21 protein-coding genes and 1 pseudogene are annotated in these 26,267 nt (G+C 62.4%); 16 read left to right on the forward strand and 6 right to left on the reverse strand.

Translation table 11 applies throughout. The features are described 5' to 3' along the window. Positions 1-180: 180 nt before the first annotated feature. The 3 genes and pseudogenes from ET810_RS10560 (at position 181) to ET810_RS10570 (ending at position 5,923) form a co-directional block, all read left to right on the forward strand. A pseudogene (locus ET810_RS10560) lies at positions 181-2,504 on the forward strand (ATP-binding cassette domain-containing protein). A gap of 84 nt (positions 2,505-2,588) precedes the next feature. Continuing rightward, complete coding sequence (locus ET810_RS10565; protein ID WP_087453730.1) at positions 2,589-4,268, forward strand: ATP-binding cassette domain-containing protein; 1,680 nt, start codon at positions 2,589-2,591, stop codon at positions 4,266-4,268. Positions 4,269-4,282: 14 nt separating this feature from the next. Next, complete coding sequence (locus ET810_RS10570) at positions 4,283-5,923, forward strand: amino acid ABC transporter ATP-binding/permease protein (protein WP_134316063.1); 1,641 nt, start codon at positions 4,283-4,285, stop codon at positions 5,921-5,923. 65 nt (positions 5,924-5,988) lie between these two features. Here the strand turns inward: ET810_RS10570 and ET810_RS10575 are convergent, their stop codons facing one another. Further along, positions 5,989-6,375, reverse strand: coding sequence for a zinc ribbon domain-containing protein YjdM (locus tag ET810_RS10575; protein WP_087453729.1), 387 nt, complete (start codon positions 6,373-6,375; stop codon positions 5,989-5,991). Between the two features lie 132 nt (positions 6,376-6,507). Between ET810_RS10575 and merB the strand changes: the two genes are divergently transcribed. Next, positions 6,508-6,894, forward strand: coding sequence for an organomercurial lyase (gene merB / locus ET810_RS10580; protein ID WP_225870117.1), 387 nt, complete (start codon positions 6,508-6,510; stop codon positions 6,892-6,894). An 862-nt stretch (positions 6,895-7,756) separates the two neighbouring features. Here the strand turns inward: merB and ET810_RS12100 are convergent. After that, positions 7,757-7,906 (reverse strand): hypothetical protein, encoded by a 150-nt coding sequence (locus ET810_RS12100; RefSeq protein ID WP_166741012.1) that lies wholly within the window; start codon positions 7,904-7,906, stop codon positions 7,757-7,759. Between the two features lie 303 nt (positions 7,907-8,209). Between ET810_RS12100 and ET810_RS10585 the strand changes: the two genes are divergently transcribed. Both ET810_RS10585 and ET810_RS10590 read left to right on the forward strand, forming a co-directional pair. Continuing rightward, complete coding sequence (locus tag ET810_RS10585) at positions 8,210-9,031, forward strand: site-specific integrase (RefSeq protein ID WP_087453727.1); 822 nt, start codon at positions 8,210-8,212, stop codon at positions 9,029-9,031. A gap of 89 nt (positions 9,032-9,120) precedes the next feature. Continuing rightward, a complete protein-coding gene (locus ET810_RS10590) occupies positions 9,121-10,647 on the forward strand; it encodes a zinc-ribbon domain-containing protein (RefSeq protein WP_134316021.1) in 1,527 nt (508 codons plus the stop codon). Positions 10,648-10,725: 78 nt separating this feature from the next. Here ET810_RS10590 and ET810_RS10595 read toward each other — a convergent pair whose 3' ends face one another. Together ET810_RS10595 and mobF are read right to left on the reverse strand one after the other, a co-directional pair. Next, positions 10,726-11,382 carry a hypothetical protein gene (locus ET810_RS10595; RefSeq protein ID WP_134316022.1) on the reverse strand — a complete coding sequence of 219 codons (657 nt, stop codon included), beginning with the start codon at positions 11,380-11,382 and terminating at the stop codon, positions 10,726-10,728. Beyond that, complete coding sequence (gene mobF, locus ET810_RS10600) at positions 11,361-14,861, reverse strand: MobF family relaxase (RefSeq protein ID WP_134316023.1); 3,501 nt, start codon at positions 14,859-14,861, stop codon at positions 11,361-11,363. The genes ET810_RS10595 and mobF overlap by 22 nt, the downstream gene beginning before the upstream one ends. 483 nt (positions 14,862-15,344) lie before the next feature. Between mobF and ET810_RS10605 the strand changes: the two genes are divergently transcribed. The 7 genes from ET810_RS10605 (at position 15,345) to ET810_RS10635 (ending at position 19,961) form a co-directional block, all read left to right on the forward strand. Beyond that, entirely contained in the window at positions 15,345-15,653 is a 309-nt protein-coding gene (locus ET810_RS10605) for a hypothetical protein (protein ID WP_087453721.1), read from the forward strand. After that, a complete protein-coding gene (locus tag ET810_RS10610) occupies positions 15,650-16,111 on the forward strand; it encodes a hypothetical protein (RefSeq protein ID WP_134873833.1) in 462 nt (153 codons plus the stop codon). Before ET810_RS10605 ends, ET810_RS10610 begins: the two co-directional genes overlap by 4 nt. Positions 16,112-16,466: 355 nt before the next feature. Then, complete coding sequence (locus ET810_RS10615; protein WP_259484494.1) at positions 16,467-17,159, forward strand: type IV secretory system conjugative DNA transfer family protein; 693 nt, start codon at positions 16,467-16,469, stop codon at positions 17,157-17,159. Beyond that, on the forward strand, positions 17,113-18,081 hold the full coding sequence (locus tag ET810_RS10620; RefSeq protein WP_134316025.1) for a type IV secretory system conjugative DNA transfer family protein: 969 nt from the start codon (positions 17,113-17,115) through the stop codon (positions 18,079-18,081). The genes ET810_RS10615 and ET810_RS10620 overlap by 47 nt, the downstream gene beginning before the upstream one ends. Positions 18,082-18,648: 567 nt before the next feature. Further along, positions 18,649-18,981, forward strand: a complete 333-nt coding sequence (locus ET810_RS10625) for a hypothetical protein (RefSeq protein ID WP_087453717.1) — start codon at positions 18,649-18,651, stop codon at positions 18,979-18,981. A gap of 133 nt (positions 18,982-19,114) precedes the next feature. Beyond that, complete coding sequence (locus ET810_RS10630) at positions 19,115-19,345, forward strand: hypothetical protein (protein WP_087453716.1); 231 nt, start codon at positions 19,115-19,117, stop codon at positions 19,343-19,345. Positions 19,346-19,451: 106 nt separating this feature from the next. Next, positions 19,452-19,961: a hypothetical protein gene (locus tag ET810_RS10635; RefSeq protein WP_134316027.1), complete on the forward strand. Its 510-nt coding sequence runs from the start codon at positions 19,452-19,454 to the stop codon at positions 19,959-19,961. Positions 19,962-20,080: 119 nt separating this feature from the next. Here ET810_RS10635 and ychF read toward each other — a convergent pair whose 3' ends face one another. After that, positions 20,081-21,166: a redox-regulated ATPase YchF gene (gene ychF, locus ET810_RS10640; protein ID WP_087453714.1), complete on the reverse strand. Its 1,086-nt coding sequence runs from the start codon at positions 21,164-21,166 to the stop codon at positions 20,081-20,083. 136 nt (positions 21,167-21,302) lie between these two features. Between ychF and ET810_RS10645 the strand changes: the two genes are divergently transcribed. Both ET810_RS10645 and ET810_RS10650 read left to right on the forward strand, forming a co-directional pair. Next, positions 21,303-22,877: an AI-2E family transporter gene (locus ET810_RS10645; RefSeq protein ID WP_134316028.1), complete on the forward strand. Its 1,575-nt coding sequence runs from the start codon at positions 21,303-21,305 to the stop codon at positions 22,875-22,877. A gap of 75 nt (positions 22,878-22,952) precedes the next feature. Continuing rightward, a complete protein-coding gene (locus tag ET810_RS10650) occupies positions 22,953-23,834 on the forward strand; it encodes a DUF6542 domain-containing protein (protein WP_318655670.1) in 882 nt (293 codons plus the stop codon). 65 nt (positions 23,835-23,899) lie between these two features. Here ET810_RS10650 and ET810_RS10655 read toward each other — a convergent pair whose 3' ends face one another. Continuing rightward, positions 23,900-24,925 carry a 4-hydroxy-3-methylbut-2-enyl diphosphate reductase gene (locus ET810_RS10655; RefSeq protein WP_134316029.1) on the reverse strand — a complete coding sequence of 342 codons (1,026 nt, stop codon included), beginning with the start codon at positions 24,923-24,925 and terminating at the stop codon, positions 23,900-23,902. 98 nt (positions 24,926-25,023) lie between these two features. Here ET810_RS10655 and xseA point away from each other — a divergent pair, with 98 nt between their 5' ends. Continuing rightward, positions 25,024-26,265, forward strand: coding sequence for an exodeoxyribonuclease VII large subunit (gene xseA, locus ET810_RS10660; protein WP_166741011.1), 1,242 nt, complete (start codon positions 25,024-25,026; stop codon positions 26,263-26,265). Positions 26,266-26,267: the final 2 nt, after the last annotated feature.

Consider the following 26,267-nt stretch of genomic DNA (forward strand, 5'->3'; position numbering starts at 1 on the left):
GACGCGCGCCCCGATCACACTCCACCCCGATGAGTATTCTTATCGGGGTCAATTTTTGTGATGCATCAACATAATCCGCTGCGTATGCTGATTCTTCGTATTTTCACCCCAGATTCATTAGCCCCTCTTGCCGATCTGGCTCCTCCCACTCAGCGTCTTAACCCTAGGAGCAACTGCCTCATGTCCCAAGAATTCATCCGAGTCATCGGTGCACATGAAAATAACCTTCGCGGCGTTACCGTAGACATCCCCAAACGCAAGCTCACCGTTTTTACAGGTGTCTCGGGATCTGGAAAGTCGTCGTTAGTGTTTGGCACGATCGCCGCGGAGTCGCAACGACTCATTAACGAGACCTACTCCACCTTCGTCCAAGGCTTTATGCCCACATTGGCACGGCCGGACGTAGACGGCCTAGAGGGCATCACCACGGCCATCGTGGTGGATTAAGACCCCATGGGCACCAACTCACGCTCCACAGTAGGGACGGCAACAGACGCCACCGCGATGCTTCGCATTCTGTTCTCCCGAATCGCACAACCGTCCGTAGGAGGGCCTGGGGCGTACTCGTTCAATGTTCCTAGCGTCCAGGCCTCCGGCGCGATCTCCGAAGGAGAGGGGAAGAAAGAACACGTCAACTTCAAGCGCACCGGCGGACAATGCCCCACGTGCGAGGGCATGGGCCGGGTGAGCGACATTGATATGTCTGAGTTGGTGGATACGTCGTTATCGCTTAACGACGGCGCCCTCCTCGTCCCCGGCTACAAAGTGGGCTCCTGGGTGTGGAAGACTTTCGCGGAAACAGGGCTGTATCCGGCAGACAAGCCCATCGATGCATTCACCGAAAAACAAAAACACTCGCTGCTCTATCAGGAGGCGACAAAGGCCAAGTTCAGCGGCTTCAACTACACCTACGAGGGCCTTGTCCCCAGGGTGAAAAAGTCTATTTTGAGCAAAGATCGCGAGTCGATGCAAAAAGCTATAGGCGAGTTTGTCGACCGCGCCGTGACCTTCATCGCGTGTCCCGAATGCGGCGGCACACGACTGGCTCGCCATGCTTTGGAATCCAAGATCAATGGAAAAACATTGCTGAGCTATGCCAGATGGAGATCCACGATCTTGCGAAGTGGATGCACGGTGTCACTGATAAATCAGTTGCCCCATTGTTGGAAGCGATTCAGCACAACTTGGAAAGTTTCGTCGAGATCGGCCTGGGCTATCTCACCTTAGATCGTCCCGCAAACAGCCTTTCTGGCGGCGAGGCACAACGAACAAAGATGGTGCGCCATCTGGGGTCCGCGCTCACCGATGTCACGTATATCTTTGATGAGCCCACCGCCGGCCTGCACCCGCACGACATCGAGCGGATGAATCGCCTGCTCCTGGAACTTCGCGACAAAGGCAACACCGTACTTGTTGTGGAGCACAAGCCTGAAACCATCGCGATCGCCGACCACATTATTGATCTAGGCCCGGGCGCAGGTAGCGAGGGCGGCATACTGCAATATGAGGGTTCCTTGGCAGGACTTACAACATCGGGAACGATCACTGGCAAGCATCTCGACGACCGCACCACCACCAAAGCCAGCGTCCGCGCTTCTCGCGGAGTCATCGAGGTCCGCGATTCCACTCTGAACAACCTCGACCATGTTGATGCAGATATTCCGTTGGGAGTGCTTACCGTGGTTACTGGTGTGTCTGGGTCGGGAAAGTATTCCTTAATCGCATCGCTGCCCAAAAACGATAACATCGTCATGGTCGATCAGTCTCCTATCCGCGGGTCTCGCCGCTCAAACCCCGCCACGTACACGGGCACCCTGGAGCCCATTAGGAAGGCTTTTGCAAAAGCCAACGGTGTGAAACCCGCGCTGTTCTCTCCTAATTCCGAAGGCGCGTGCGCCAATTGCAAGGGTGCGGGCGTGGTGTACCTCGACCTGGGGATTATGTCTGGTGTTGACCTTCCTTGCGAGGTCTGCGAGGGGCGGCGTTTCGACGACTCCGTCCTCGATTACCACTTTGGCGGCAAGGATATTGCCACTGTTTTGACCATGCCCGCCAAGGAGGCATTGGAATTCTTCTCCTCAGCGGAAGCCAAAGTCCCAGCCGCAGCAAAGATTCTCAAGCGAATTGTCGACGTCGGACTCGGCTACATCACTCTTGGCCAGCCGCTGACCACTTTGTCAGGCGGCGAGCGCCAACGCCTCAAGCTCGCATCGCATTTGGCCGAGAAAGCCACCACTTTCATCTTGGACGAACCGACCACAGGGTTGCATCTGGCGGACGTCGATAAGCTCCTTGCCCTATTGGATAGCCTCGTCGACGCGAACAAAACCGTGATCTGTGTGGAGCATCATCTCGGAGTAATCGCCCACGCCGACCATGTGATAGACATGGGCCCCGAGGCAGGCTCTGCTGGCGGGCGCGTTGCTTTTTCCGGGATGCCACAGGAGATGATCGACAAGGCCGATACTGTGACTGCGCAGTATTTGAAGTCTTATGTGAGCTAACCTCTCCTACTCACCGCACCCATCGCGCGAGTAGGAGAGGTGACAGACAGACACCAACATTAGGCAATGCTATCATTACTAATTATGTCGTCTGTTCCCCATATCGACTCATCCCCCACCAGCAGCCACCGTGAGATGAGTCCGCTTTCCGCCTGGCTTGTGCCGTTATATGCGGTATTAAGCTACTTCGCCGCGGGCATTGCTCTTGTGATTATGGCTGCTGCGCTTGCTCGGTATATTCACCAGGAGCAACCCCCCTCCCTCTCCTACGCGGCAGCCGGAGCGGCCATCCTCGCCGCGGGAGTGTTTACTGCCCTGGATATTCGCACCGGAGCACGCACTGCACGCGACCACGAACGCCACATACGGCATCGTCTTTTAGCGACGCTGTACTCTGCGCCAACCATGTCGAATCGGGATCGAAAAGAATTTCACCCCGGAAAACTCGTCGCACTCTTGACTGACAATGTTGAACGGGCTGCGGAATTTCGCCATGCATATCTGGGTTCGGCGCTGGCAGCCATGGCGTTTCCCATCGCTGTCGTCATCTACATTGCCGTTGCTTACGACTGGCTTTTGGGGCTTAGTATGCTCGGCCAATTCATCCTTGTCCCCCTCCTCCTACGCGACTTCATGCGATTGTTCAGGGGCCGTTCTGCTGATTCACGGCGCAAGCGGACCGGACTTTCAGAAAAATATCTCGACGCCATCAGAAATCTCACCACAATCAGCCTCATCGATGCAGGCAGTCGGGTGGAACGCCAACTACGCGCAGAAGGAGAACGCAACCGTGGCGCCACCATGAAGTTGCTGGCAGGCAATCAGGTGGTGATCATCGTTATGGATCTTGCGGTTTCGCTTGTTCTTATCTGCACCACCGTTGCGATTATCGCTGCGCGGGTTTCCAGCGGATCCCTCTCTCCTAGTCACGGTTTAGCGTCCGTCTTCCTATTAGTTCTCCTACTCGCACCGCTAGCCAAGGTCGCCGGCTTTTTCTACGTCGGCATGGGAGGCATTGCCGCGCAGCGAGCCATCAAGAAGTACCTTCACACGCACGAACGCACAGAGACCGCAGATAACGGCGACGCCAATTCGATAGAACATGGCGCGTGTTCCGAGGCTATCGTCGTCGATTCGCTGAACTTTTCCTACGGAGAGACTCCGGTGCTCACCAACGTCAGTTTCACAGTTCCCAGTGGCGCGAAAATAGCTATCGTCGGGCGTTCCGGATCAGGCAAATCCACGCTGCTCCATCTCCTTCGCGGTCTCCTCCCCACGACTCCCGGCGCGATTGCTATCCGAGGCCTAGACGTAGCAACAACGCCTCTCAACACCATCCGCACTGCCACCGCAACCGTAGCGCAGCACACCTGGCTCTTTAGCGGTTCGATCGCCGATAATCTGCGCATCGCACGCATCGATGCCTCAGAAGCCGACATGTGGGAAGCGCTTTCGCGCGCCAACCTAGCCGATGAGGTACGCAGTATGCCCCACGGCTTAGACACCGACGTCGGCGAGCGCGGGGCCTTCCTCTCCGGAGGACAAGCGCAACGATTATCCCTTGCCCGTGCCTTACTATCCGGCCGCGACATTGTGCTTTTCGACGAACCCACCAGCCACATCGACCTCGAATCCGAGGCGCTCATCGTCTCTTCGATCCAACAGCTTCCGGAGAACATCACAGCCATCATGGTCACTCACCGCCCCGCCCTCCTAGCCGCAGCCGATACCGTCTACACAATGGAAGCAGGTGAGCTGCGATGACCACGACGACTACGATGCCACCGTCACTAGGAGAGGTGGTGCGTTGGGTACTGTCGATCACTCGACCCGTTCACGCCCCGCTCTATTGCTCTATCGTCATGCGCATCATCCAGCTCAGCTTAGGAATTATGATCTTTGAGCTGGCTGCGCAGAACGTAGTAGGAATCGTTATGGGCGCTGGCCAGATAACCCCTATCCTCGTCACGTTGGTGGTGCTGGCTGGCATCAAGGCGCTCACCCACTATGTAGAGCAGTTTTCTGGTCATTATGTCGCGTTTAAGGCCCTTGAGTTGCTTCGTAGTGCCGCTTTTTCCCGGCTTTGGCCCAAGGCTCCCGGGGTGTTGCGCTCCATTAAATCTGGCGACCTCGTCACCTCGCTTACCAGGGACATCGACCGGATTGAGGTGCTTTATGCCCACACTATCGCCCCAGCGATTGCGGGAGTCACCGTCCCCCTAGGATTCGGTGTTGCGTGGGGCTTGCTCTACGGCTGGCAGCTGTCTGCGGTTCCTCTTGTTTTTGGCTTGTTTTCTGCGCTTGTGGTTCCGCTGATTGGGGCGAAGCAGTCCTTCGATTCCACGCAAAAAGTGTTGAGCAGGCGCCGTGAGCTGTCGCAACACGTCACGGATTCGGTGTTTGGTGCGGAGGAAATCGTCTCCTACGGACGGCAGCAGGAACGGCTTGAGCAGAATTGGGGAATTGCGGGGGACGTCGCAAAGCTAGCTATGCCAGCCGCGCACTATCGTGCGCTTCGGTGCGGAATCAACCTCGGACTCACCTACGCGTGTGTGCTCGGCGTGCTCATCATCGGAATCGCAAGCAACGCGAACCCCGCCGACATAGCTTTTATTATGGGCGGCTGCCTGCTGCTTTTCGACGCCCCACGCGGCCTAGAAGACGCCGCCGGTGCGCTCGATCACTCGCTTGCTGCCGCACGCAGACTCCATCACATCTGCCATCTCCCAGCAGTAGTAAGAGACGGCACCCTTAGCGTTGATCGCACACAGCCCATCACGATCACCTGGGACAACGTTAGCTATGCATATCCCGATGCCCCGGGAAAACCGGTGCTGCAGGGGTTTACGCAGACCATCACAAACGGTGAGCATGCGGTCTTTGTTGCACCATCAGGAAGTGGAAAATCCACGGCAGTCCATCTCCTACTCAGGTTTGATAACCCTAGCAGCGGCAACATCCTGCTCAACGGAATTTCCGTATCTCAGTATCAGCTGACAGAACTGCGCAAAGCCATTGCGCTTGTGCCGCAGCGCAGCGAGCTACTGACTGCAAGCATCAAATCCAACCTCCTACTCGCGCGCCCCGACGCCACAGAAGAAGCCATGTGGCATGTGCTTAGTGTGGTGCACTTAGATCAAGAGATTCGTCGCCTACCGCAAGGCCTAGATTCGCTCACCGGCACCGAGGTTGCGGGGCTATCGGGCGGGCAAATGCAGCGCTTATGCTTAGCTCGAGCCCTGCTTACTCAACCTTCGGTGCTGGTTCTCGACGAATTCACCGCCAACGTCAACGCGGAGCTGGACCAGGCAATAAGAAGCTCGCTCGCGGAGCATTATCCGGAGCTTACGATCATCGAAATCTCGCATCGCGCACATGAGCACGGTGATGACCAGCGGATTATCCCTTTACTCTCCTAGAGAGGGATACACAGAACGGCAAAAGGAGGGACCAGATTGTTCTGATCCCTCCACAGCGCCTCGGCTTAAGCCTTTTTGACCACCGAGGATTTCAGGTAAATCCGCCCGAGGCTGGGCACAGAGGCGTCAATGTCGTGGCCATTGACAGGCTGATCGAGCAGTCGGATGCTCTTGACTTTAGTCCCGACCTTGATGGTTCCGCCGCCGCTGCCAGCGATTTTCAGGCCTTTGACCACGGTTACGGAATCGCCGTCAGCAAGCAGATTGCCCACTGCATCACGGATGCCTTCGCCTCCTGTGGACAGCGATTCGTCATCGTTATCCGCGGCGAGGGTCCATTCATAAGCGCACATCGGGTACACGAGAAGCGCACCCTGTTCATAGGTGTACGGCTCCGAGCATTCAGGCCACGGAGGAAGTTGATCTAGCATTGAACTTAAATTACACGACATTCCGCTGGAATTTAACTTCTACGAGGGCCGCTGTGACATCGCCTTACAACCGATGCCCTAAGACCCATATGGCGCGGATCCCACACAAAGACCATTGCTGACAACCATTGCCATTAGTGGTAGCCTCACCGAGTGTATTCAAACTCGTTCTCCCCCTCCGCACGCGACCTGCATACCCTGCTCAAAGGCCACACAGACGGCGGTATTCAGCGGCTCGCCGACCGTCTCATCTCACCGAATCCCACACCCCACCTGGTGCACCTATCCACCGGGACCAGCGCGTACACCTGGTGTGTTCTGGACACCTTCATCTTGGCCGGGCTCTTCGCCTGCGACGCCCAGATTGAAAGCCGACCCCCTTCAGCAGCAACACCTCTGAGCATCTCGCTTATCGACGGCACACTCACCGCCAACCCAGACTTCGTCGTTTCTTTCCCTCTTACCTGCGACGAAAACGGTACCCACTTCACGGAGGTGTTCTGCCCCTACGCAAACCTCTTTCCGACGATAGAGCATTAGCATTATCACCATTAGGCTCCCCGACAGCCACGCCCCACCGTCCCCATCAGCGTCGGTCGTGCACACTCCATTGCAGCCGATTTCGCCATGGATATACGGGCGCACAAAAATAGCTGCGAAAGAGCTGACGCACTTCCTCTAGCAATCGTCTCGCACTAGTGCAGGCACAAGGATAGCGCCGTGAGGAACGCCCCCGGCATCGAATCTCCCGAAGGAAAACGATGCCGGGGGCGAGAATCCAGAAGCCGTTGTGACACGGAGCAGCCCGACTAGATGTTGAACTTAAACTCTACGAGGCACATGTCGCCCAACTTCTTACCCCTGATCAGGACGGAGTTTCACGTATTTCGCTAATCTTCTCGTTATGCCTCCCCGCAAGAAATCTGTCCCAATCCTCGGCGGCCGGGCCCGACTCTACCGGCCGTCGACGCCCGGGGGCCGGTGGCAGGTGGTCTGGCGCGACCCCGTCACCGGCAAGCCGAAGAACCGGACCGGCGCTACCAAGGACATCGTCGTCCAGAAAGCCGCTGAGGCCCTCGGCGACTGGGTTGACGACCCCACCGATGTCGCACCGCCCACTGTCGGAGAGGCCGTCGAGGCGTGGATCGCCGACAATGAGCATCGATGGGTGTCACGGACGACGACCGCGTACCGGTACCGCGCCCGCGCCCTCCATGACCTCTGGGACCTCCCCGTCACCGCTGTACGGCCTGACGACCTCCGGGGGCTCGCCGACGGCCTCAGCCGTGGCCAGGCCAAGCGGGTCCGGACCATCGTCCGGTCCGCGTTTGACGCGGCGAGGCGCTGGACCGGCCGTCCAGGCGACCGCTACGCCGACGCCATCCGCCTCCCCGGCACCGCCTCAGAGGACGCGCCACGGGAGGTCGAGCGCACCCAAATCCCGACGTCCGAGTGGGTCTCCGGCGTCATCGATACCTGCTACTCGACATGCCAGCTGCACCCCGCGCTCGCATGCCCCGGCGAAGCCGTCGACGCCCTCACCGGGGAGCACACCGGCAGGGTTCTTACGGACGACCCCGGATCAATGTGGTTCGTCCGCGAAAAGCTCCAGCTTGGGGCGCCGCTCCCCCTCATCAGCAGCATGCGACGCGGCATCCCGGACCACTACAAGGACCCGATCGGCCGCCGCGCAGCGGAGACGGCAGAGCTCGCGTCCCGATTCCGCCAAATCGCCCTACTGACTGCCCTCGGCGCTGCGGGCGGCCTGCGCATCGGGGAGGCCCTGGCGCTGCGCACGCGGCACCTATTCGGCCTACACCTGGACCAAAACACCGCACGCAACCTGGAGGAGACCATGCACGGGGTGCTCCTGCGAGAGGTCAATGACGGATACACGCCCACACCTCTCGAAGGCCTCAATCCCCTGCTCATGCGCGGATACCGCGGCGCTGTCGATGTCGTCGAGCAGGTCTCCCCGGACGGCGGGCGCATGGCCGTCACTGCCCCGAAGATGGGTAAAGCACGACGGATTTATCTTTCCCCCCTCCTCTACCCAGCCTGGGATCGAGACGCTCAACGCCCGCTGCGGGATCTCCTCGCAGATCCGCATAATGGCATCCTCCGCTCGGCTGAATTCGATGTCTTCGACGCAACCGCTCGCGAAGGGATCCTCTGGGACATGACCGAGGTCGACGCACTTCTCCTCTGGCGGGCGGGATTCACTCCAATCGCCTACCTACTGCACGACCGCCTGCGCGAAATGTGGATCGAATGCGACCGCGACGTGCGGGTTTTCTGGGACGCACTGCTGTTCCCGACGCGCAACCCGCCCCGTAATCGCGGCCCCGGAGTTGCTTTCCCAGCCCGCTGGCCATTCGCGACCCAGATCCCCCACGGCACATACCAGTCCCCTACCAACCTCACAGGAAGGTACGTTTCGCCGCTCTACGACTACGTTTCGGACGTCCTCCACGTGTGGCCCGGGTACAAAGGCACCACCCGCCGCGGCTGGTCCCACCATCACCTGAGGCATTACGCGGTTTCCCAGTGGCTCTCCCGCGGCGTACCAGTACCACTCGTGACCCAGCAGGCCGGCCATGCCCACGAAGCTTTTACCCTCAGTCGATACGGCTGGGCCGTTACCGACGCTCTGCCGGAGAAGGGCTTCGAGCCTTGACGTGCCGCGTCTGTCAGCCCAGCTGATGCAGTGCCGGAATAGGATTGAAAAAGAAGTTAAGAAACTCGAATCACGAGCGGAGAAAGACGATGATGACCTGCGCAGCTGATGGCTGTGAAAGAACCGGGGCATTTAGGACACGCACTCGGCCGACTTGGTGTGACGAGCACCTGCGCGCTCTGTATAAGGAAGGCGGGCTTACTCTTCTCGACAGGTTTACCAAACCCGCAGAATACCTCCTCACGCGCTGCAATCACTGTGGGTTTGAGGGCCACTACCGGTTCGAGTACGTTCTCGAGCGCCGCAAGCACTCGGAACAGGTCTGTCGTGCCTGCTACTGGACCAAGTGGGCGAAGGGTGCCCGTAAGCACTCAGGGAATCGTCCAGTCGATCTCCACCACATTCAGCAAATGGCAGAGGCCAATGGATTCACGTACCTTGGTCCACTGACGGAACCCAGCCTCGACGAAGATCCACATGGAACACGCTGCAACCGGTGCGGACGCGTCGAGGCCCAACGGCCAGGGGACCTCGGTTGGGGCTGCACCTGCAGCCGGAACACAAAAACGGCATCCGCCGGGACTAAGAAGACAGCCGGAGCGAACCTCCTAAAGAACTCCGACAGTCGGTACGCAGACTGGTGGGACCACGACCGCAACCCGCCAGAGTTGTGGGAAACCGCGAAGCTCAAAAGTCGAAAAGAAGCCTGGTGGCGCTGCCCCGCAGATCACTCCTTCCAACGGCGAATCTCGGACGTAACTGGCAGCCATTCCTCTCCATGTCCCACGTGCCGAGAGGCCGCGGCGGAAACGCGAAAGCGGCGTGCTGATGAAGCTGCGGAAGACCCTTTGTCCACGCGTCTGACACCAGAGATCGCCAGCCAATGGCACCCAACCAAGAATGAAAAGTTTAAATTGTCGACCATCTCGCCCAATTCACGTCGAGTTGTGTGGTGGTGCGGCCATGAGTTTCAGGCAACGCCCCGGGAGCGAGATAAGTACGAGCGACTACGGTGCCCCGAGTGCAGGACAATTCTCGACTCGCTGGCTTTCCACTACCCCGAAATCGCGGATGAGTGGTCCTCCGAAAACTCGCTTTCACCATGGCATGTTCGACCTAATACCAGCCAGCTGGTAGAGCCTCCCCTGTGGGTTTGCCGACGAAACCCAGCGCACACGTGGTCGGCGATGCCGGCAGTTCGCGTCAACGGCTCCCAGTGTCCCAAATGCCGGACAGCAGGCAAGTCGATGATTGAGCGGCTGTACGTCGAGGCCGCTCGTGCGTACTGGGGCGAAGCCCAGTCGGGGCCGCGGATCCACTCACCTGCGTTCACCAACCACTCCTCGTGGTCGGTAGACATCCGTGTTTCGCTGGCCGACGGGAGATCCCTGGTGATCGAATACGACGGCGCATACTGGCACAAGGACAAAGGACCCGTCGACCGCATCAAGAGCATTGACCTGCTCCGAGATGGTCACATTGTGGTCAGGCTCCGAGAAGCACCTCTACACTCTCTTGAAATTGATGACCCCGACTACCACGAACTAACCGTGTACTCAGGTGCCAAAGACCCATCCCGCGATGTCCAAATGATCGCCCAGCTGACGCAAGGGTGACCTCCCCGGTGTGAACGAATGGCTCATTTCCGGCGCGTAGTGAGAGTGCTACGCCTTCTACATCGGCCTCAGACGCCCTCAGCCAGCGGGATACGGCTGGACCGGGGGCCACGCGACAAGTTGGTCGCGTGGCTGGCCGCGGCTCGTGGCGTGCGTCTGAGAGCGCCGGGGGCGGGGTACGGTCGGGGCATGCCCGATACCCCGACCACGTCCACCGGCCGCACGCTGCTCGACGCCCTCGTCGAGGTCAACGGCGCCGAGGAGCCGACGGCCGGGCAGCTGGACCGCATGGCCGCCGCTTACCACGCGCATCCGGGCGCCCCGCGCCAGTCCGAGTACCCGGCCCGCCGCCCGCGGGGTGGGGGTAGCTTTCCTCGCTGACGCGAGCAGGCACGGTAGGCAGCATGACCACATCTGCCCCGGTTGACCCCAGCGCCATTGACATCGAGCCCCGCCTCGGCGCCCTCCTCGTGGATCCGGTGAGCCGGGAGGAGGTCCACGTCGTTGGCCTTCCCGAATGGACGCAGTACACGGTGTCCGTGCTCGGTGCCCTGGAGTGGGAGAATCCCCTTCAGGCGTGGGTCGAGGACCACGGCGAGCGGCAGATCGTGACAGTCCGTGTCTCGGAAGCGCGGCCGGAGGGCCCCGGCGCTTCTGGGCCTGCTGCTGTGAGGCCTGCTGTGCCCGGCGGGCGCGAGCTCGCTGGACCGCCTCTACGCTGCTCTCCTGAGCCACCCGAGCTCGGCCCTCTGCTGCTCCCGCTTAGCTGCCTCCACCGCCTGGAGCTGCGACGCCATCGTGGCCACCGCTTCCGGGGTGGCCACCTGTCCCCGCGCCTCCAGGTGGTGGGCAGCCGCCGCCCGCTGGGCCGGGGTCGGGTGGGTTCGCGCGACCTGCAGTGCCGATGCCTCGGCACCCGTTGTGAGCATCGCGTCTCGGATCTCCTCCGGAGCGCGGTCGGGAGCATCCGTCACCCAGTGGAGGTCCGTCCCCGACTTCGCCCGGGTCATCGCGGGGTACAGCCACTCCCGATCCGCCCCGGCGTCCGCGAGCACCCATGCCTGCTCGACCGTGCGCCCCTGGGCCCCGTGGCCGGTAGTGGCGCACCCAAGTGCCGCGTATCCCCTCGTCAGATGTTCGGCCCGGATGGTCTCTGTCTTCATGGCGCCACCGACGCCAGTGGGGAGGCTGACACGGATTGACCCGTCCGGATTTACGGCTCGCACGACACCGACCTGGCCGTTTCGGATTGCAGACTTTGCCACGTTCTTCGTGATGCGGATGCTTTCCCCCTGGCGGATGGTCTGGGTGAGGCCGCGCTTCTGGTCCACGAGGGACGCCGCTGGCAGCTGCTCGTCGATGAGCCCGCGCCGGATCTGCTCGCGCTGGATGGCCTCCGCCAGCTGCCCGACGCCGCGGTTCGTGCGGGCCAGTGCGAGGCGATCGACGTCCGGCTGGGCCTCCTGGTGGTCGACGTACCTCCGCGCAATCTCCTCGATGACCTCCTCTTCTGCGGGGTTCTTGGCGTCCGGTCGCTCGCGGGCAGCTTCCTCGAGCTGCCCCACCGTCTGGATGTGGACGCGGCCCCTCTCCTGCCAGTACTCGAGCATCGCCTCTGCTGCCTCGGCACCCTCGGGGACGCGGCCCTCCACAAGCGATTCAGCGTCGTGCCATGCGACCTGGAGCTGCCGCTCGACTGCGTCCCGTGCGCGGTAGGTCTCGGAGATTTCGACGCGGCCTGCCGCGTCGGCGATAAGGCCGAATCCGGTGGATCGGCCGATGCCCTGCAGCTGCCGCGAGTCGCCTGCCATGACGGTGGTCCAGCCTCGCTGTCCAGCCAGTCGGAGGACCTTCTCCAGCTGGTCGTTCGAGGACATCGCTGCCTCATCGAGGACGAGGAGCACCCGGTTCCGGGCCTCTTCCATCGTCTTTGGGGCGCGCTCCTGCAAATCCGCGCCCCGGGCCCTCAGCGATTCGTACGCCTGCTGGCGCTCACTGGAGTCGTGAGGAGGTGATGCCTTGAAAGCAGCCCATTCCCGCTGGAGCTCCTCCTTCTCTGCCTGCAGCCGGTGTGGGAGCTCAGCAGCCTGCTCCTCCCACGCATCCAGGCCGGCCTGGGCCGCCGCTCGCTCCTCGGGGGTGGAAGCCTGACGCACAGCCGTCCGCCAGGCCTCGCCCTGCAGTGCCATCTCGGGGCTGATCCCGTCATCCCACCGCCCCTTCTCCGCCCACATCTCCAGTCGAGCCAACGAGGCGGTACGGACCACACCTGCCTCAGCGAGCGCGGCCGCCGTCTGGGCCTTCGTCGAGACTCCGATCGTCTCGTATCCGAGCTGCTGGTACTGCGCTACGAGGGGGCTCAGGGTGTGGGTCTTGCCCGCGCCAGCCGGCGCTTCGGCTACCACGAGGCGGGTGCCCCGGGTCGCAGCCGCGAGAAGCGCGGCCTGATCGTCGGTGAGCGTGTAGCGCTCGGCCCACTGGGCCGTGACACGCGGATCGAAGCACTCGCCGCCGTCGTGGGCGAGTGCCGTCGCCATCGCCTCAATGCGAGACTCCTGGGCTACGGCCGTGCGGGTGGTGAACTCGACCCCCTGGCCACGGGTCCAGGCGCCCGGCTGGAGCAGCGTGTGCTCGGTGAGCTGGAGGAGCTCCTCGGACTGCATGAGGGCTTGCTGCACCGTGGGGAGATTCTCCATCGGCCACGCGGCGGGCCACACCTCGTGGAGGCTGGCCACGAGATCCTTCTGACGGATGACCGATGCGTCCGAGGTCGCACGGGCCAGCGCTGCGGCGACCACGCTCTCGACGGTAGCGGCCTGCCGCTGCCCCTGGGTCACGCGGCGGACGTCGCCCAGGAGGCGCGCCACGTCCGGCCGATCTGCCGCTGTAGCCCACACCCGCAGCTGCTCCTGCTCCGACAGCTCGCCCTTCGTCGAGCGGCTCTCCAGGGACGCCTTCTGGCGCGTGGACGTCGCCACCCGCCCCGATGCCCACTCACGGAGGACCTGCTCGTAGCGATCCCAATCGTCCGCCATCTGGGCCTGCTCTGCATCGAGAGGAACCCCCGCGTCTCGGCGCTCCGCGGCCTCCTCGTACCCCAGCCGGTCGCTCTCTACTCGTGTCACCAGGAGCCTGTCCGCGCGCTGCAGCTCCGCGAGCTTCTCGGCCACCTCGGCGGACCGCTTCGAGTACTGCTCCAATACCCCCTCATCGAAGCCGACGACCTCGCGGACCCCCGCTTCGTTGAGTGCGATGGTGATTCCCATCTCCTCTTGGACGAGGGTGGCCAGCGTGGCCTCGTAGCGCGAGCGGATCACCCGGGATGCGTGGTAAACGCTCCGGCCATCGAGAGTCGTACGCCGGCCATCGTCGCCCACGGCAGCTGCCGACATGAGTACGTGGCTGATGAGGGGGTCGCCGGCCCGCGACGACAACTCGGTCTTGCGCATGGTCTGGAGGGGCGTGGCCCCGAGGGCGATCTCCCGCGCGTGTCCGCGGCTCACCGCGAAGATGTCCGCCGTCTCGGCCCACTCCATCGCCGCGTCGGCCGCCTGCTCGTGGAGCCCAATGATCCGCTCCCGGAGTTTCTCGTCCCCAAACCCCGCCAAGACCGACAGGCCCTTGGGCGCCGAGAACGTCAGATCGTATGTCGTGACCTGAGTGTCGGAGTGATCCTTGGCGGCCCACGCCGCGCGAGCCATCTTCGCGGCGCGTCCCTCCAGCGGAGCGCCTGTCTCGGGGTGGAGTCCCTCCCGGACAGCCGCCAGAGCAGGGCCCTCCATCACCGCATCGTCGGCCATTCCCAGCTCTCGGGCGATGGCCTGCAGGCGCTTGGGGTGGGCATCCAGCAGCCGTCGGCTGCCATCCGCAGTGAACCCCTGGAGGTGCGCGAGGAGCTGCTCGTCGGTGACCCGGGCCCCCTTGGGGCCGCCACCCTTGATCCAGACAAGGCGGGGCTTTTCCTCGGCGCTCTTGTAGTAGGCTCCAGCGCCTTGGGTCGCAGCGAGGCCTGACTTCATGAGCTGCTCGCGCTTAGCGAGGGCCATCGCGTCCTCGTCTGAGAGGCCTCGGCCCTCCGCGATTTCAGCCGCGCGGTCGGCGACCTGGCGCTCGATGGCCTGCTCGGGGGTCAGCTCGCCGGCACTGACCTTGGCGCTGTAGTAGTCGCTGAGCGCGGCCGCCTGGCCGGCCTTGATGGTGCTGATCGAAAGCAAGTGTAGGTCTCCTCGGGTCGGTGGATGCGTGGTCACCGTGCCGGTTTTTGTCCACGCACTACCCACCCGTCGGGGCGGCCGCGGCGACCCCAAGACGAGGCGACGCCGGGCGGGCACCCAAGGTGCAAACGCCTAAATGTTGTGTTGTGTGGTTATGGGTAGTTAGAGGTGGTGAAGGAGAGTGAGGAGTAGAGGAGGAGAAAAGGATGGAAGTAGAAGTAAGAGGAAGAGGGGTGTGAAGGGAGAAAAGAGGAAGGGTGAGTAGTGCTCGTGTAGGTGCTTGAGGTGCTGAGAGGTTTGTGCTCGTGTCGGAGTTGAGCACGTGACTGTGACTCGCCGCGGATGAAGCTCGACTACAGGGGCATGACCTCGCGCGCGTCCATCAGGCTGGCAACCCCGCGCCCGGCACGGTGGGTGTGCCGGGCCGTCGCGCCGACGGTCATCGGTGACCGAGACCCACCACCCCACTGAGATGGAGCCGTGATGATGCCCAGCACCCCCGCCCCGCGATGGAGCGCCCGCGTCGACCGCAGCGACTGGGAGTCGCTTACCGCGTCAGCCACCGCCCGCGGAGTCCGCGTCGAGGACCTGATCGCTGACATGCTCGTCGAGCTCTCCCCCGCCGACCTCACCACCCCTGTACCGCAGGGGCTGGTGTCCGTGCGCGCGGCGCTACCTGAACATGTGCGCGTGGAGATTCGAGAGAGGGCCTACCTCGCGCGCGTGCGCGTCGCCGACGTCATCCACGCCCCCGCTGTGCGAGTGCGGTCGGCGGGGTGCGTGCCCGTGTGACCTGCCCGCCCCTGATGCCCGCGAGTAGCGGACGCCCAACCCCCACCGGAGAGCCCCGGTGGGGTTTTTCTTGTGCCTCCGAACCCCGCCCCCACGGTGGGGGCGTGTGGACAAAAAGTCGGCACGGTGACCACGAACCCATCCCATCAGAGGAGCGATCCATGCACCCCTACCGCATCGACGTGAGGGCCTCCGCCGCCGACTGGCGGCGAATCGCCACCGCCGCGATCCACGCGCGCGAGCCAATCGGGCAGCACGCAGCAGGGCTGCTCACCGCAGCCGCCGATACCGGCGTAACCGGGACCCCTGGCGCCGGCCCACTTCCTGACGTCGCCAAGCGGCTGCTGGTCTTCCCCGACCGTGCGGCCTTCGACTCCGTCCAGACCTGGCGCCAGCACGCCGGCCTGACCTGGTCGCAGGCCATCCGCGCCGCAGCCCACCTCACCCCTACCCCGTAACCCCCTCTGACTTAGGAGCCATCTACACCATGCCCATCACTGCCTATATCCCCGAGCGAGTACGGCGCCACTGGGCGGGCCTGCTGCTCGCGCTGGTGTCCCTCATCGCGCTGCTGCTCGACCACACCGCAGTGTCTACTGTCACCGCGGTCGCCGCTGTCTGGATCGTCAAGCGTCGGGGGCGGCGCAGGACGCCGCCGACGCCGAGGCCCGCCAGCTACGCCGCGACAGCTCCACAGCAGAGGAGCAGGACCTCGGCACGCGTGTCGCCGCCACGGACGAGGCCTACTACGCAGGCCGAGGGCTACCCCTGGGCCGGCACATCCCCCCGGCGGGGTCCATCGGCCAGCGGGTCATCGCCGACGGCGATACCTCCGTCATGGTGGTCGGGCCGCCGGGGTCCGGCAAGACCACCCGGGTGCTCGCCCCCGCAATCCTCACCGCCCCCGGACCCGTGCTCTCTACGTCGGTCAAGTCCGACCTCGCGCAGATGACCACAGCTCCCAGGGCGCTCATCGGGCGGGTGAGCGTCATCGACCCCGCCGGAGTCTCCACTGCCGTCGCCCAGACCACGACTGCGCGGAAGCACGGGGAGGCCAAGGCCGCCCGCGCGCGTGCCGTATCAGACTGCCGCGCTGCCTGGACCCCGCTGCAGGCAGCGCGCACGGCCGAGGCCGCCGAGGTTACAGCTCACCTGCTCGTGACAGCATCTGCTGAGGTCGTGCAGGAGGGTGGTGGTGGCGCTCGGTTCTGGGACAGCAGCGCTGAATCCCTGCTCACCGTGCTGCTCTGGCTCGCCACGCGCGTGCCCGGGAGCACGATGCAGACCGTGGGCGAGCTGCTCGCAGCAGTCCAGAGGGTCGCTGACACGAGCCCTGAGCCAGAGCTGGACGGCGTCTTCGGCGCTCCAGACGACCCCTCCCACCAGCCTGGAGCTCCCAGAAACCCCCGACGGCCTCGTAGACCTCGTACGCACGCAGGCAGGTGGCGGGTGGCGGACCGTGGCAGCAGTGCTGCAGGGGCTGGCTGGGCGATACGCCCAGGATGACGCGCGCGCCCAGTGGGACGTCGCCACGATGAGGGGCGTCTTCGACACGATCGCGGGGGTGGCCCAGGCCGCGGGCGAGACCGCAGCCGGCATCGTCGGCAATCTCCACACGGTCCTGAAGCCGCTGCTGGCATCTCCAGCCATCGCAGAAGTGGCGTGGGACGACCCCGCCGCGCTGAACCTCGGTGCGTGGGCGCGGTCGCAGGCAGACACCCTGCACTTGATCGCACCGATCCGCGCGTCCGTCTACCGCGGGTACTTCTCCGCCCTCGTGACCGCAGCGGTCACTGAGATCCTCGACCACGCCGGCCGGTGCCCCGGGCAAGCGCTGCCCGAGAGCGCCCTCGTCGTCCTCGATGAGCTCGCGTCGGTGGCGAGCCTGCCGGGCCTGACCGAGTGGCTGTCCACCGCACGGTCGTACCGGGTCCGCCTCGCGCTTGGCATCCAGTCCCCCGCCCAGCTGCGGCGCCGGTACACCCGCGACGGGTGGTACGAGATCGTCAGCTCCTGCGCGGGTGGTGTAATCGTGCTGCCCGGCCTCGCAGACGTCGAGGGCCTTCGGGACTTCCAGACCCTGGCTGGACAGCGAAATCTCCGGGAGGTCACGACCTCTACTGCCGAGACGGAAGGGACCTCGACCTCGACCGGCGAGCAGCGCTCCAAGTCGACGTCGAAGTCGACGACGGTCACGAAGACCGAGTCCATCCAGCGCCAGGACCTGGCATCCCCGGCGGCCCTCCGAGAACAGCCGGCCGATCAGGCCTTTGTGCTGATGGGAGCGGTCGCCCCGCTGCAGATCCAGACCGCAGGAGTTTGGGAGGACGATGTGCTGGCCCCGCTCGCCCACGCAGCAGGGCCGGAGCTGGAGGCGGCAGTAGCCCGCCTCCAGCGGTTGCGGGAAAGCGCTCCGCCGGCACGGTGAGGAGTGTCGGTGGCTCCGACATCACCCCGGCCAGTACGGCCGGGGGTTTCTTTACGCCCATGAGCCCTTGGGACGCCGCTAAGCGCCCCGACGGTGGGACACAGCGGAGCAATCCAGCCCGTGACCTGCAAGACCCCCATTCCCTGTCTTAGGAGCCACCCCATGCCCTCAGCCCTCCACCGCGTGACCGTGTACGGCGCCCCCGCCGCCTTTGACGTCCTGACCGGCGACGCGTCGCGTCCCCACCGCGAGCAGCACCTCGCCGATGCGCTGCTGGCCGCAGCCCGCGCCGACGCATCCCCTGCTCGCGTCGTCCAGCGCCGATGTGCCCCCGCCGACCGGCGGCCTGGGCCCGGGAGATCGGCGCCTGGCGGCAGCGCCACCGGCTGACCTGGCCGGATGCCGTCGCCGCCGCCGCACAGCACGCTCTCGCGGGGGTAGCGCCGTGATGCGCGCGCTCCTCCGCTGGCCCCGGGCCACGACCCTCATCGTCGACCTCCCCGTGATGGTGCTGCTCCTGGCCGCTGCCGCGGGAGGCCCCGGTGCCTGAGGAGGAGGTGCAGGTCGATGGCTGATCTCCTCTCCCGCGCCGGCGTCATCGCCGACCTCGCGCTCGATCGGGCCGAGCGGGCGGGCATCCTCAGCGCCCTGCTCACCGTCGCGGCCATCGCCACCGCGCTCTTCTGGGTAGCCGGGGACGCCGCACCCTGGTGGCTGCTCATCCTGGCCTCGGTCTGGCCGGGCCGGACCGTGGCGCGCGCGGCCGGTCAGGTGGCGGAGTGGCGTCAGGCCAGGGAGGCCGCCCCTCCGGCGGAGCGGCGGTCCCTGGAGGCGATCACGCTCGCTCCGCTGCCCGATCCCCCGCCGTCTCCACCCTCATTCGCCCCGCGTAGGCCGTGATCAGAGCCCCCAGCCATGTGGCTGGGGGCTCCTCCTTTGGACGCTCGGATGCGCGCCCACGGTAGGGGGCGTGTGGACAGAAGGTCGGCACAGTAACCGAGAAGCCCCCATCCCCTACCCATTAGGAGCCACCATGCTGAAGCCCCTCAAGCGGCTCGGCGCATCCCACCCCATCGCCATCATCATGGCCGTCGTCTGGGCCAACGCAGCCCTGGCCCTCGCTGGGTGGCTGCAGGCCTACGACTACTCGACCCCGTGGTGGGTCATCGTCCTCGCGGCGATGACCCCGAGCTACTGGCTGTCGAGGGCGGTCCGCTACGGCTTCTACCGCCGGCCGGCCCCGATGGCGGCGAAGAAGCCCTGACCCTGACCTTGGGACGCCGATTCGCGCCCCGACGGTAGGACACAACGGAGCACCCCAGCCCCGTGACCTGCACGAATCCCATCCCCTGTCTTAGGAGCCACCCACCATGTCCACCAAGGATACCTACGCCCCCTTCCCCGCCGCCGCACTCGAATCGGAGGTGATGGTGATCTCTCCGGTCTCGCTCGAACCCCGATTCCGCGTCGTCCTCCAGTCCGAAAGCTGCCGCCGCGCGGCCTGCGCGGAAGCGTCGGCCGCATGGAACCGCCGCCACCTCGCCAACCTCGCGGCAGGGATGGCCGAGGGCAACGTCTGCGACTTCCCCGGCGCGGACCGCTACGACCCCGAAGTATTTGAAGCCCATGAGGAGGACTTCTTCTGGGCGTACGTCGGCTTCCACTACAAGCGCGAGGATGCCCGCCTCGAAGCGCTGGTCGCCGCGCAGCCCGCCGGCACCTTCGAGTGCGGCCACGGCCAGGACGAAGACGACGAGTTCGAGGATGACGACCATCACGAGCTGACGTTCGAAGAGGATTACATCTGCACGTACTGGCCGCGCTGGGACGAGGAGTGGCTGAAGCACCTCGACGACCTCGAAGCCGAAGTCACGCGGTAACCCGACGCCAGGGCCCCCGACCGGTAACGGTCGGGGGCCCTGTTCTGCTAAAGATCCGCTAAAGCACCCCCATCATCGCAGGTCACGGTTAGCGGGAGAAAACTCTCTGACCTGCACGATCAGACGTTGAACTTGAACTCCACCACGTCGCCGTCGAGCATGACGTAGTCTTTGCCTTCTTGGCGCACCTTGCCCTGAGCCTTGGCCTCAGCCATGGAACCAGCAGCATCGAGGTCTGCGAAAGAAACGATCTCCGCTTTAATAAAGCCGCGTTCAAAGTCAGTGTGGATCACGCCGGCTGCCTGAGGAGCAGTGTCACCTTGGTGAATGGTCCAGGCGCGGGATTCCTTGGGACCTGCGGTGAGGTAGGTCTGCAGTCCGAGGGTGGCAAACCCGGCTTTGGCCAAGGAATGCAGTCCGGGCTCGGTCTGTCCTACGGATTCGAGAAGTTCCATGGCCTCGTCCTCTTCGAGCTCAAGCAACTCGGTTTCGGTCTTTGCGTCTAGGAAGACGCAGTCCGCTGGGGCCACGAGGGCGGCGAGTTCTTGTTTGCGGGCGTCGTCGGTAAGCACTGCCTCGTCGGAGTTGAAGACGTAGAGGAAAGGCTTTGCCGTCATCAGGTGAAGCTCGCGCACCTTGGCCAGGTCCAGCTCGCCGTTCTTTGCGGCGCTGAACAGCGTGCGATCATCTTCCAACACGGCCTGTGCCTTCTTGGTCTCTTCGACGACCTCGGCCAAGTCTTTGTTCTTGCGTGCATCCTTTTCCAGACGAGGCAGAGCCTTTTCGATGGTCTGCAGGTCTGCAAGGATCAGCTCGGTGTTGATCACGGCGATGTCCGACATGGGATCGACCTTGCCGTCGACGTGGATCACGTTGTCATCGGCGAATGCTCGCACCACCTGGCAGATCGCGTCGGCTTCGCGAATGTTGGCTAGGAAGGCGTTGCCCATTCCCTCACCCTCAGATGCGCCTTTCACAATGCCGGCGATGTCCACAAAGGAGACAGTCGCGGGCAGGATGCGCTCGGAGCCGAAAATCTCGGCCAGGCGGGTCAGGCGGACGTCGGGAAGCTCGACGAGGCCGACGTTCGGCTCGATGGTGGCAAACGGGTAGTTTGCGGCGAGGACGTCGTTACGGGTCAGGGCGTTAAAAAGGGTGGACTTGCCAACGTTAGGCAGGCCGACGATTCCAAGTGTTAGGCTCACAGGCTCACATCCTAACAACCTCGCTCCTAAGCCCAAATGCACACGCCCCGGAAACCCCTATGCCTTATACACGGGAGTTCCTGATCAATAGCGCTATGAGTTCATTCAGGCGGGGTGGCTGCGACAGTCGCTACCGATGCATACCGTGCGTATAAGGCACAATGTTGTTGTGACTTCGAATACTTCGCCCCACGACCACTCGGCCACAAATCCCCTGCGAGAAGAGCTCGGGGCACTATTCGACGCTGAGGATAACCGGATGAACCAGCACGCCGCCGGCTCCGCGTCCTCACAGCCCACGGCGACTCCGGGGAACACCGAGCCTGTAAAGCCGCGCACGGAACCGTCGACACGCTCCTTGCCTGACGAGGAAGCAACAGCCATCTTCGAGGAACTCGAACCAAGCTCCGAGCGCGCGCATATTGACCGCTCTGAAATCATTGCCGACGGAGTCAAAGTCCTAGCCCAATGGTGCATCCGCATCCTGATCATCGCGGCCACGGGCTTTGCCGGGTGGTACGTGATCAAACAATTCTGGCGTGGCCTTCTCCCCGTCGTTTTGGCGTTGATTGTCTGCACAGTGTTGTGGGGTCCCACGGCATGGATGCGCAAGCGAGGAGTCCCCAGCGGTCTTGCTGCACTCGTGAGCATCCTTGCCAGTTTTAGTTTTTTCGGCGGTCTCATCTGGTCTATCTCCCCCGATATAGCCCGCCAATCGCAGACTTTGTACTTCCAAGCATTTGAGGGGATTCAAAAGGTACAGCTGTGGCTTCAGGGCCCACCGTTTAATCTCGACTCAGATGAGCTCAGCAATCGCATTAATACTGCGGTGCAATGGTTCCAACGCCAAAGCGGGACCATCGCAGGCGAAATCTTCTCCGGCATCGGCATAGCCACCTCCGCTTTAGTCACCATCGGTGTGGTCCTGGTGCTTACGTTCTTCTTCCTCAAAGACGGGGAAGGCTTTTTACCTTGGCTGCGCAGCATCGTGGGCAAGCGCGCAGGCTGGCACCTCACGGAGTTGCTTACTCGATCCTGGATCACGCTCGGGGGCTTCGTCCGCGCGCAGGCTCTGGTTTCGCTTGTCGACGCCATCTTCATCGGAGCAGGCCTCATCCTGCTCGGCGTTCCTATGGCTTTAGCCCTTGCCGTGCTCACCTTTATCGCTGGCTTCATCCCCATCATCGGAGCGTTTGTGGCCGGCGCCCTCGCCGTTTTAGTGGCGCTCGTGTCCCTGGGGCTTACCAAGGCCATCATCACATTGCTCATCGTTCTTGCGGTGCAACAGCTAGAGGGCAACGTGCTTTCCCCACTGCTTCAATCCCGAGCGATGAATCTGCACCCGGTGGTCGTCCTGGTGTCGGTAACTGTGGGCGGCGGACTGTTTGGAATCATGGGCGCCTTCCTAGCCGTGCCCGCCGCCGCAATGATCGCCGTCCTCTTCCGGTATCTCCAAGACATGACGGCGCTGCGGGCTGGGGAAAAATCAGCCGATGAGATCACTTTTGTCACCACAGCCGGTTCCATCACCGGAAAATTTGGCGAACGTCGCGGAAAAGAACTCTTAGAAAAACGACGCCGTGAGCAACAAGATCAAAAAACCGACGACCCTCATCATGTCTCCCCAGAGGAGACCGATACCAGGACAGGGGCTATTTCTCCGTTGGATAAGTTAAACGATCTTGTTCACTTCTTTGACAAACATAAGTAAAAATGCCTCTCGACGCTCCCGCGACACAACCTTATTAAATTCCTAAGATCGCGCTCGTTGCGTAAGATAACAAACGTGTTACAAACGTCCGAAACTCGCCATCAAGCCCAGACGCAGCAAGCGTCGGGGAAGTTTTTCGGCATCTCTGTGTGGTCATCGATGTCGATCCTCGCGGCAGCGTTGATCACGGGACTATTGATCACGCTATCTACGGGTGTCATTGGCTGGCCTTTCCTAACGCTTTTTGCCATCTTTGCTATCGTCTTTACGCTGCTTACAGAACCACGAGGTCTCTTCCTCATGGTCGCGAGCATTCCGTTGCTCTATGCCATCGCGGTCCTAGCTACCGGATGGTTCCTTGTACAAGCCAATACAGCAGATGGTGTTCCTATCCGCAGATCTCAGGTCATCACAGCGGCTTACCCGTTGACGCAGCATTTTCCGTTGCTTATCTCGGTCACTGTGGGAGCGGCGCTCATCGCTGTTGCGCGCATCGTGATCTTCCGCCGTGGGGAAAAGCGCATCACCAACGTTAAGACGAGCAACAGGATACGCCAGACCGAAGCCAACAACCGCAGCGCAGCAAGAAAAGCACGCGCTCAGGCCCAACGCAACCGCAGCGAGGCTACGGGGTCGCAAGTCACTGTCGACGAGCTCATGCGTCGTAACCGCGAACAATCCCACAAGCCACGTGCACCGCGCCCATCACTGCACGACCCGGAACAGCGCGTGCCTCGCACGTATGCGCCGCGTCCCCGATCAGCGCCTGCACAAGGCCCGATTCCCCACGCAGACCCCCGCCACCCAGGTTCCGAGCGCATGCCACAGAGAACTCAGGCACCGCAGCCCCAGCCCCGGAGGGTGGCCCCCGAGCGCCCCATGCCGGAACGCAAGCTCATCGATCCTGAGCTATCGCGTCGCAAGACCCGGCGTTTTGACGACGATCTTTATAGCTGACAATAAAAATCTCTCCTCCTAGTCGCAAACAAACCTGCGACTAGGAGGAGAGATTTTTATACCCTTTAGTCTTTGATGCGAGGCGGGCGCAGCTCGCGGGGTAGCGCGAACGTGATCTTTTCTGCCGCGGTAGTAATTTCACTGACATCGGTGAAACCGAATGATTCGAGGTACTCCAAGACTCCCTGGACCAGAACTTCCGGCACGGATGCCCCGGAGGTCAATCCCACGGTGGTCACACCATTGAGCCACTCGGGATCAATCTGATGAGCATAGTCCACCAAGTGTGATGCCTTGGCCCCTGCCTGTAGCGCTACCTCGACCAATCGCTTTGAATTGGACGAGTTCTGCGAGCCAACCACGATCACTAGGTCAGATTCCTCAGCAATAGCCTTGACCGCTACCTGGCGATTCTGGGTGGCGTAGCAGATGTCGTCGCTAGGAGGGTTCTGGAGGTGGCTAAACCGCTCGTGCAGCTTATTCACAATCGTCATGGTCTCATCAACAGACAACGTGGTTTGCGATAGCCAGATCAGTTTCTCATTATCCAAAAAATCTGGAAGGGCAGCCACGCCCTCGACCCCGTCGACGAGGTGGGTGACGTCGGGAGCCTCGCCTGCAGTGCCTTCTACTTCCTCGTGGCCTTCATGCCCAACAAGGAGGATGTGGTAGCCGTCACGAGCAAAACGCTTCACTTCATTGTGAACTTTGGTCACAAGCGGGCATGTTGCGTCGAGAGTTTTCAGGCTGAGCTGGCGCGCCTCCTCGTGAACAGCAGGGCTTACGCCGTGCGCCGAGAAGACGAGGTGAGCCCCCTCGGGGGTTTCGTCGGTCTCGTCGACAAAGATGGCGCCTTTATCAGAAAGCATGTCAACCACGTAGCGGTTGTGGACGATTTCTTTACGCACGTACACGGGCGCACCGTATTTTTCCAGAGCGCGTTCAACGGTTTCTACGGCTCGGTCTACTCCGGCGCAATATCCGCGAGGAGCCGCTACTAGGACGCGCTTGTCTTCGGTTGTACCGTCGCTGTGGCTGTGACTCGCGCTGGAAGTAGTGACGTCATGTGGGCGTTGGTCGGGTGAGGTCATGACGACTAGCTTAAACTACTGCGCGATGTACCAAGGCACTGTGCCGTATGCTTTACGAGAACATATTTTTTGCAGTGAAACGAGGACGGAGGCCGTACGTGGCTAGTTCGCCGAGTGCACCGGAACAAGCATGGCCGGTTCGCGAGCTCAACGCCAAGGTAAAAGGCTGGATTGAAAAGCTCGGCCACGTGTGGGTTGAAGGCCAGATCACGCAGCTCAACGTGAAGCCAAGCTGGAAATTCTCCTATATCACGCTGCGTGACCCTGAGGCCGAGGCCAGTGTCCAGCTCACCTGCCCGACTCAACTTATCCGCTCGCTTACCACTCCTTTGTCTGACGGCGACAGAGTTGTGGTTTACGGGAAGCCCGCGTTTTATACAGGTCGCGGCTCTTTTTCCCTGTGGGTCACCGACATTCGCCCCGTAGGCATAGGAGAACTGCTTGCCCGCATCGAGCGGCTACGGCAGCAGCTCGCGCAGGAAGGGCTTTTCGACGCCGCCCTCAAACGCCCCCTCCCCTTCCTACCCAGGAACATCGGTTTGATCACTGGCCGAGGTTCCGCAGCCGAGCGAGACGTCCTTGCGGTTGCCCAATCTCGTTGGCCCGAAGTCACCTTCACGGTCAAGAACACTGCGGTTCAAGGAGCTCGCGCAGTAAGCGAAATTATCTCAGCGCTAGAGCAGCTCGACGCTGACCCCACTGTGGACGTCATCATCATTGCGCGCGGAGGCGGTTCGGTGGAGGACCTTCTGCCTTTTTCTGAGGAATCCCTCCAACGCGCGGTTGCTGCTGCCACCACTCCTGTGGTCTCTGCCATTGGGCATGAACCCGATAACCCAGTCTTAGATAACGTTGCGGATCTTCGTGCTGCAACGCCTACCGACGCCGCCAAGCGGGTGGTTCCCGATGTGATCGCAGAGCGAGAATTGATCGCAGAACTGCGCTCCCGCAGTGCTGCGGCACTGCGTAGTTGGGTGCAACGCGAGCAGCATATGATTCAAGCTTTGCGTTCCCGTCCTGTTCTCGCTGATCCTTTGTCTATGGTTCGTGTGCACACCGATGACGTGAGCAGGATGCTCACCTCTATTCGCCGTGAGATCACCTACCAGCTCAATAATGAGCGAGCTACCGTCAGCGCTTTGCGCAACCAGGTCTCCGCGCTTGGCCCCTCTGCCACGTTGGCCCGTGGTTACGCGGTAGTCCAAGTTATTCCACGGGATGGGACACCACCAGAGGTGGTCACAACGATCAACCAATCCCCACCCGGCAGCCAGCTGCGCATTAGGGTTGCAGATGGCTCGATCACTGCCGCAAGCATGCAGACCTCACCTGCCGATTAGCT

Source organism: Corynebacterium silvaticum (assembly GCF_004382825.2).
Classification (GTDB): Bacteria; Actinomycetota; Actinomycetes; order Mycobacteriales; family Mycobacteriaceae; genus Corynebacterium; species Corynebacterium silvaticum.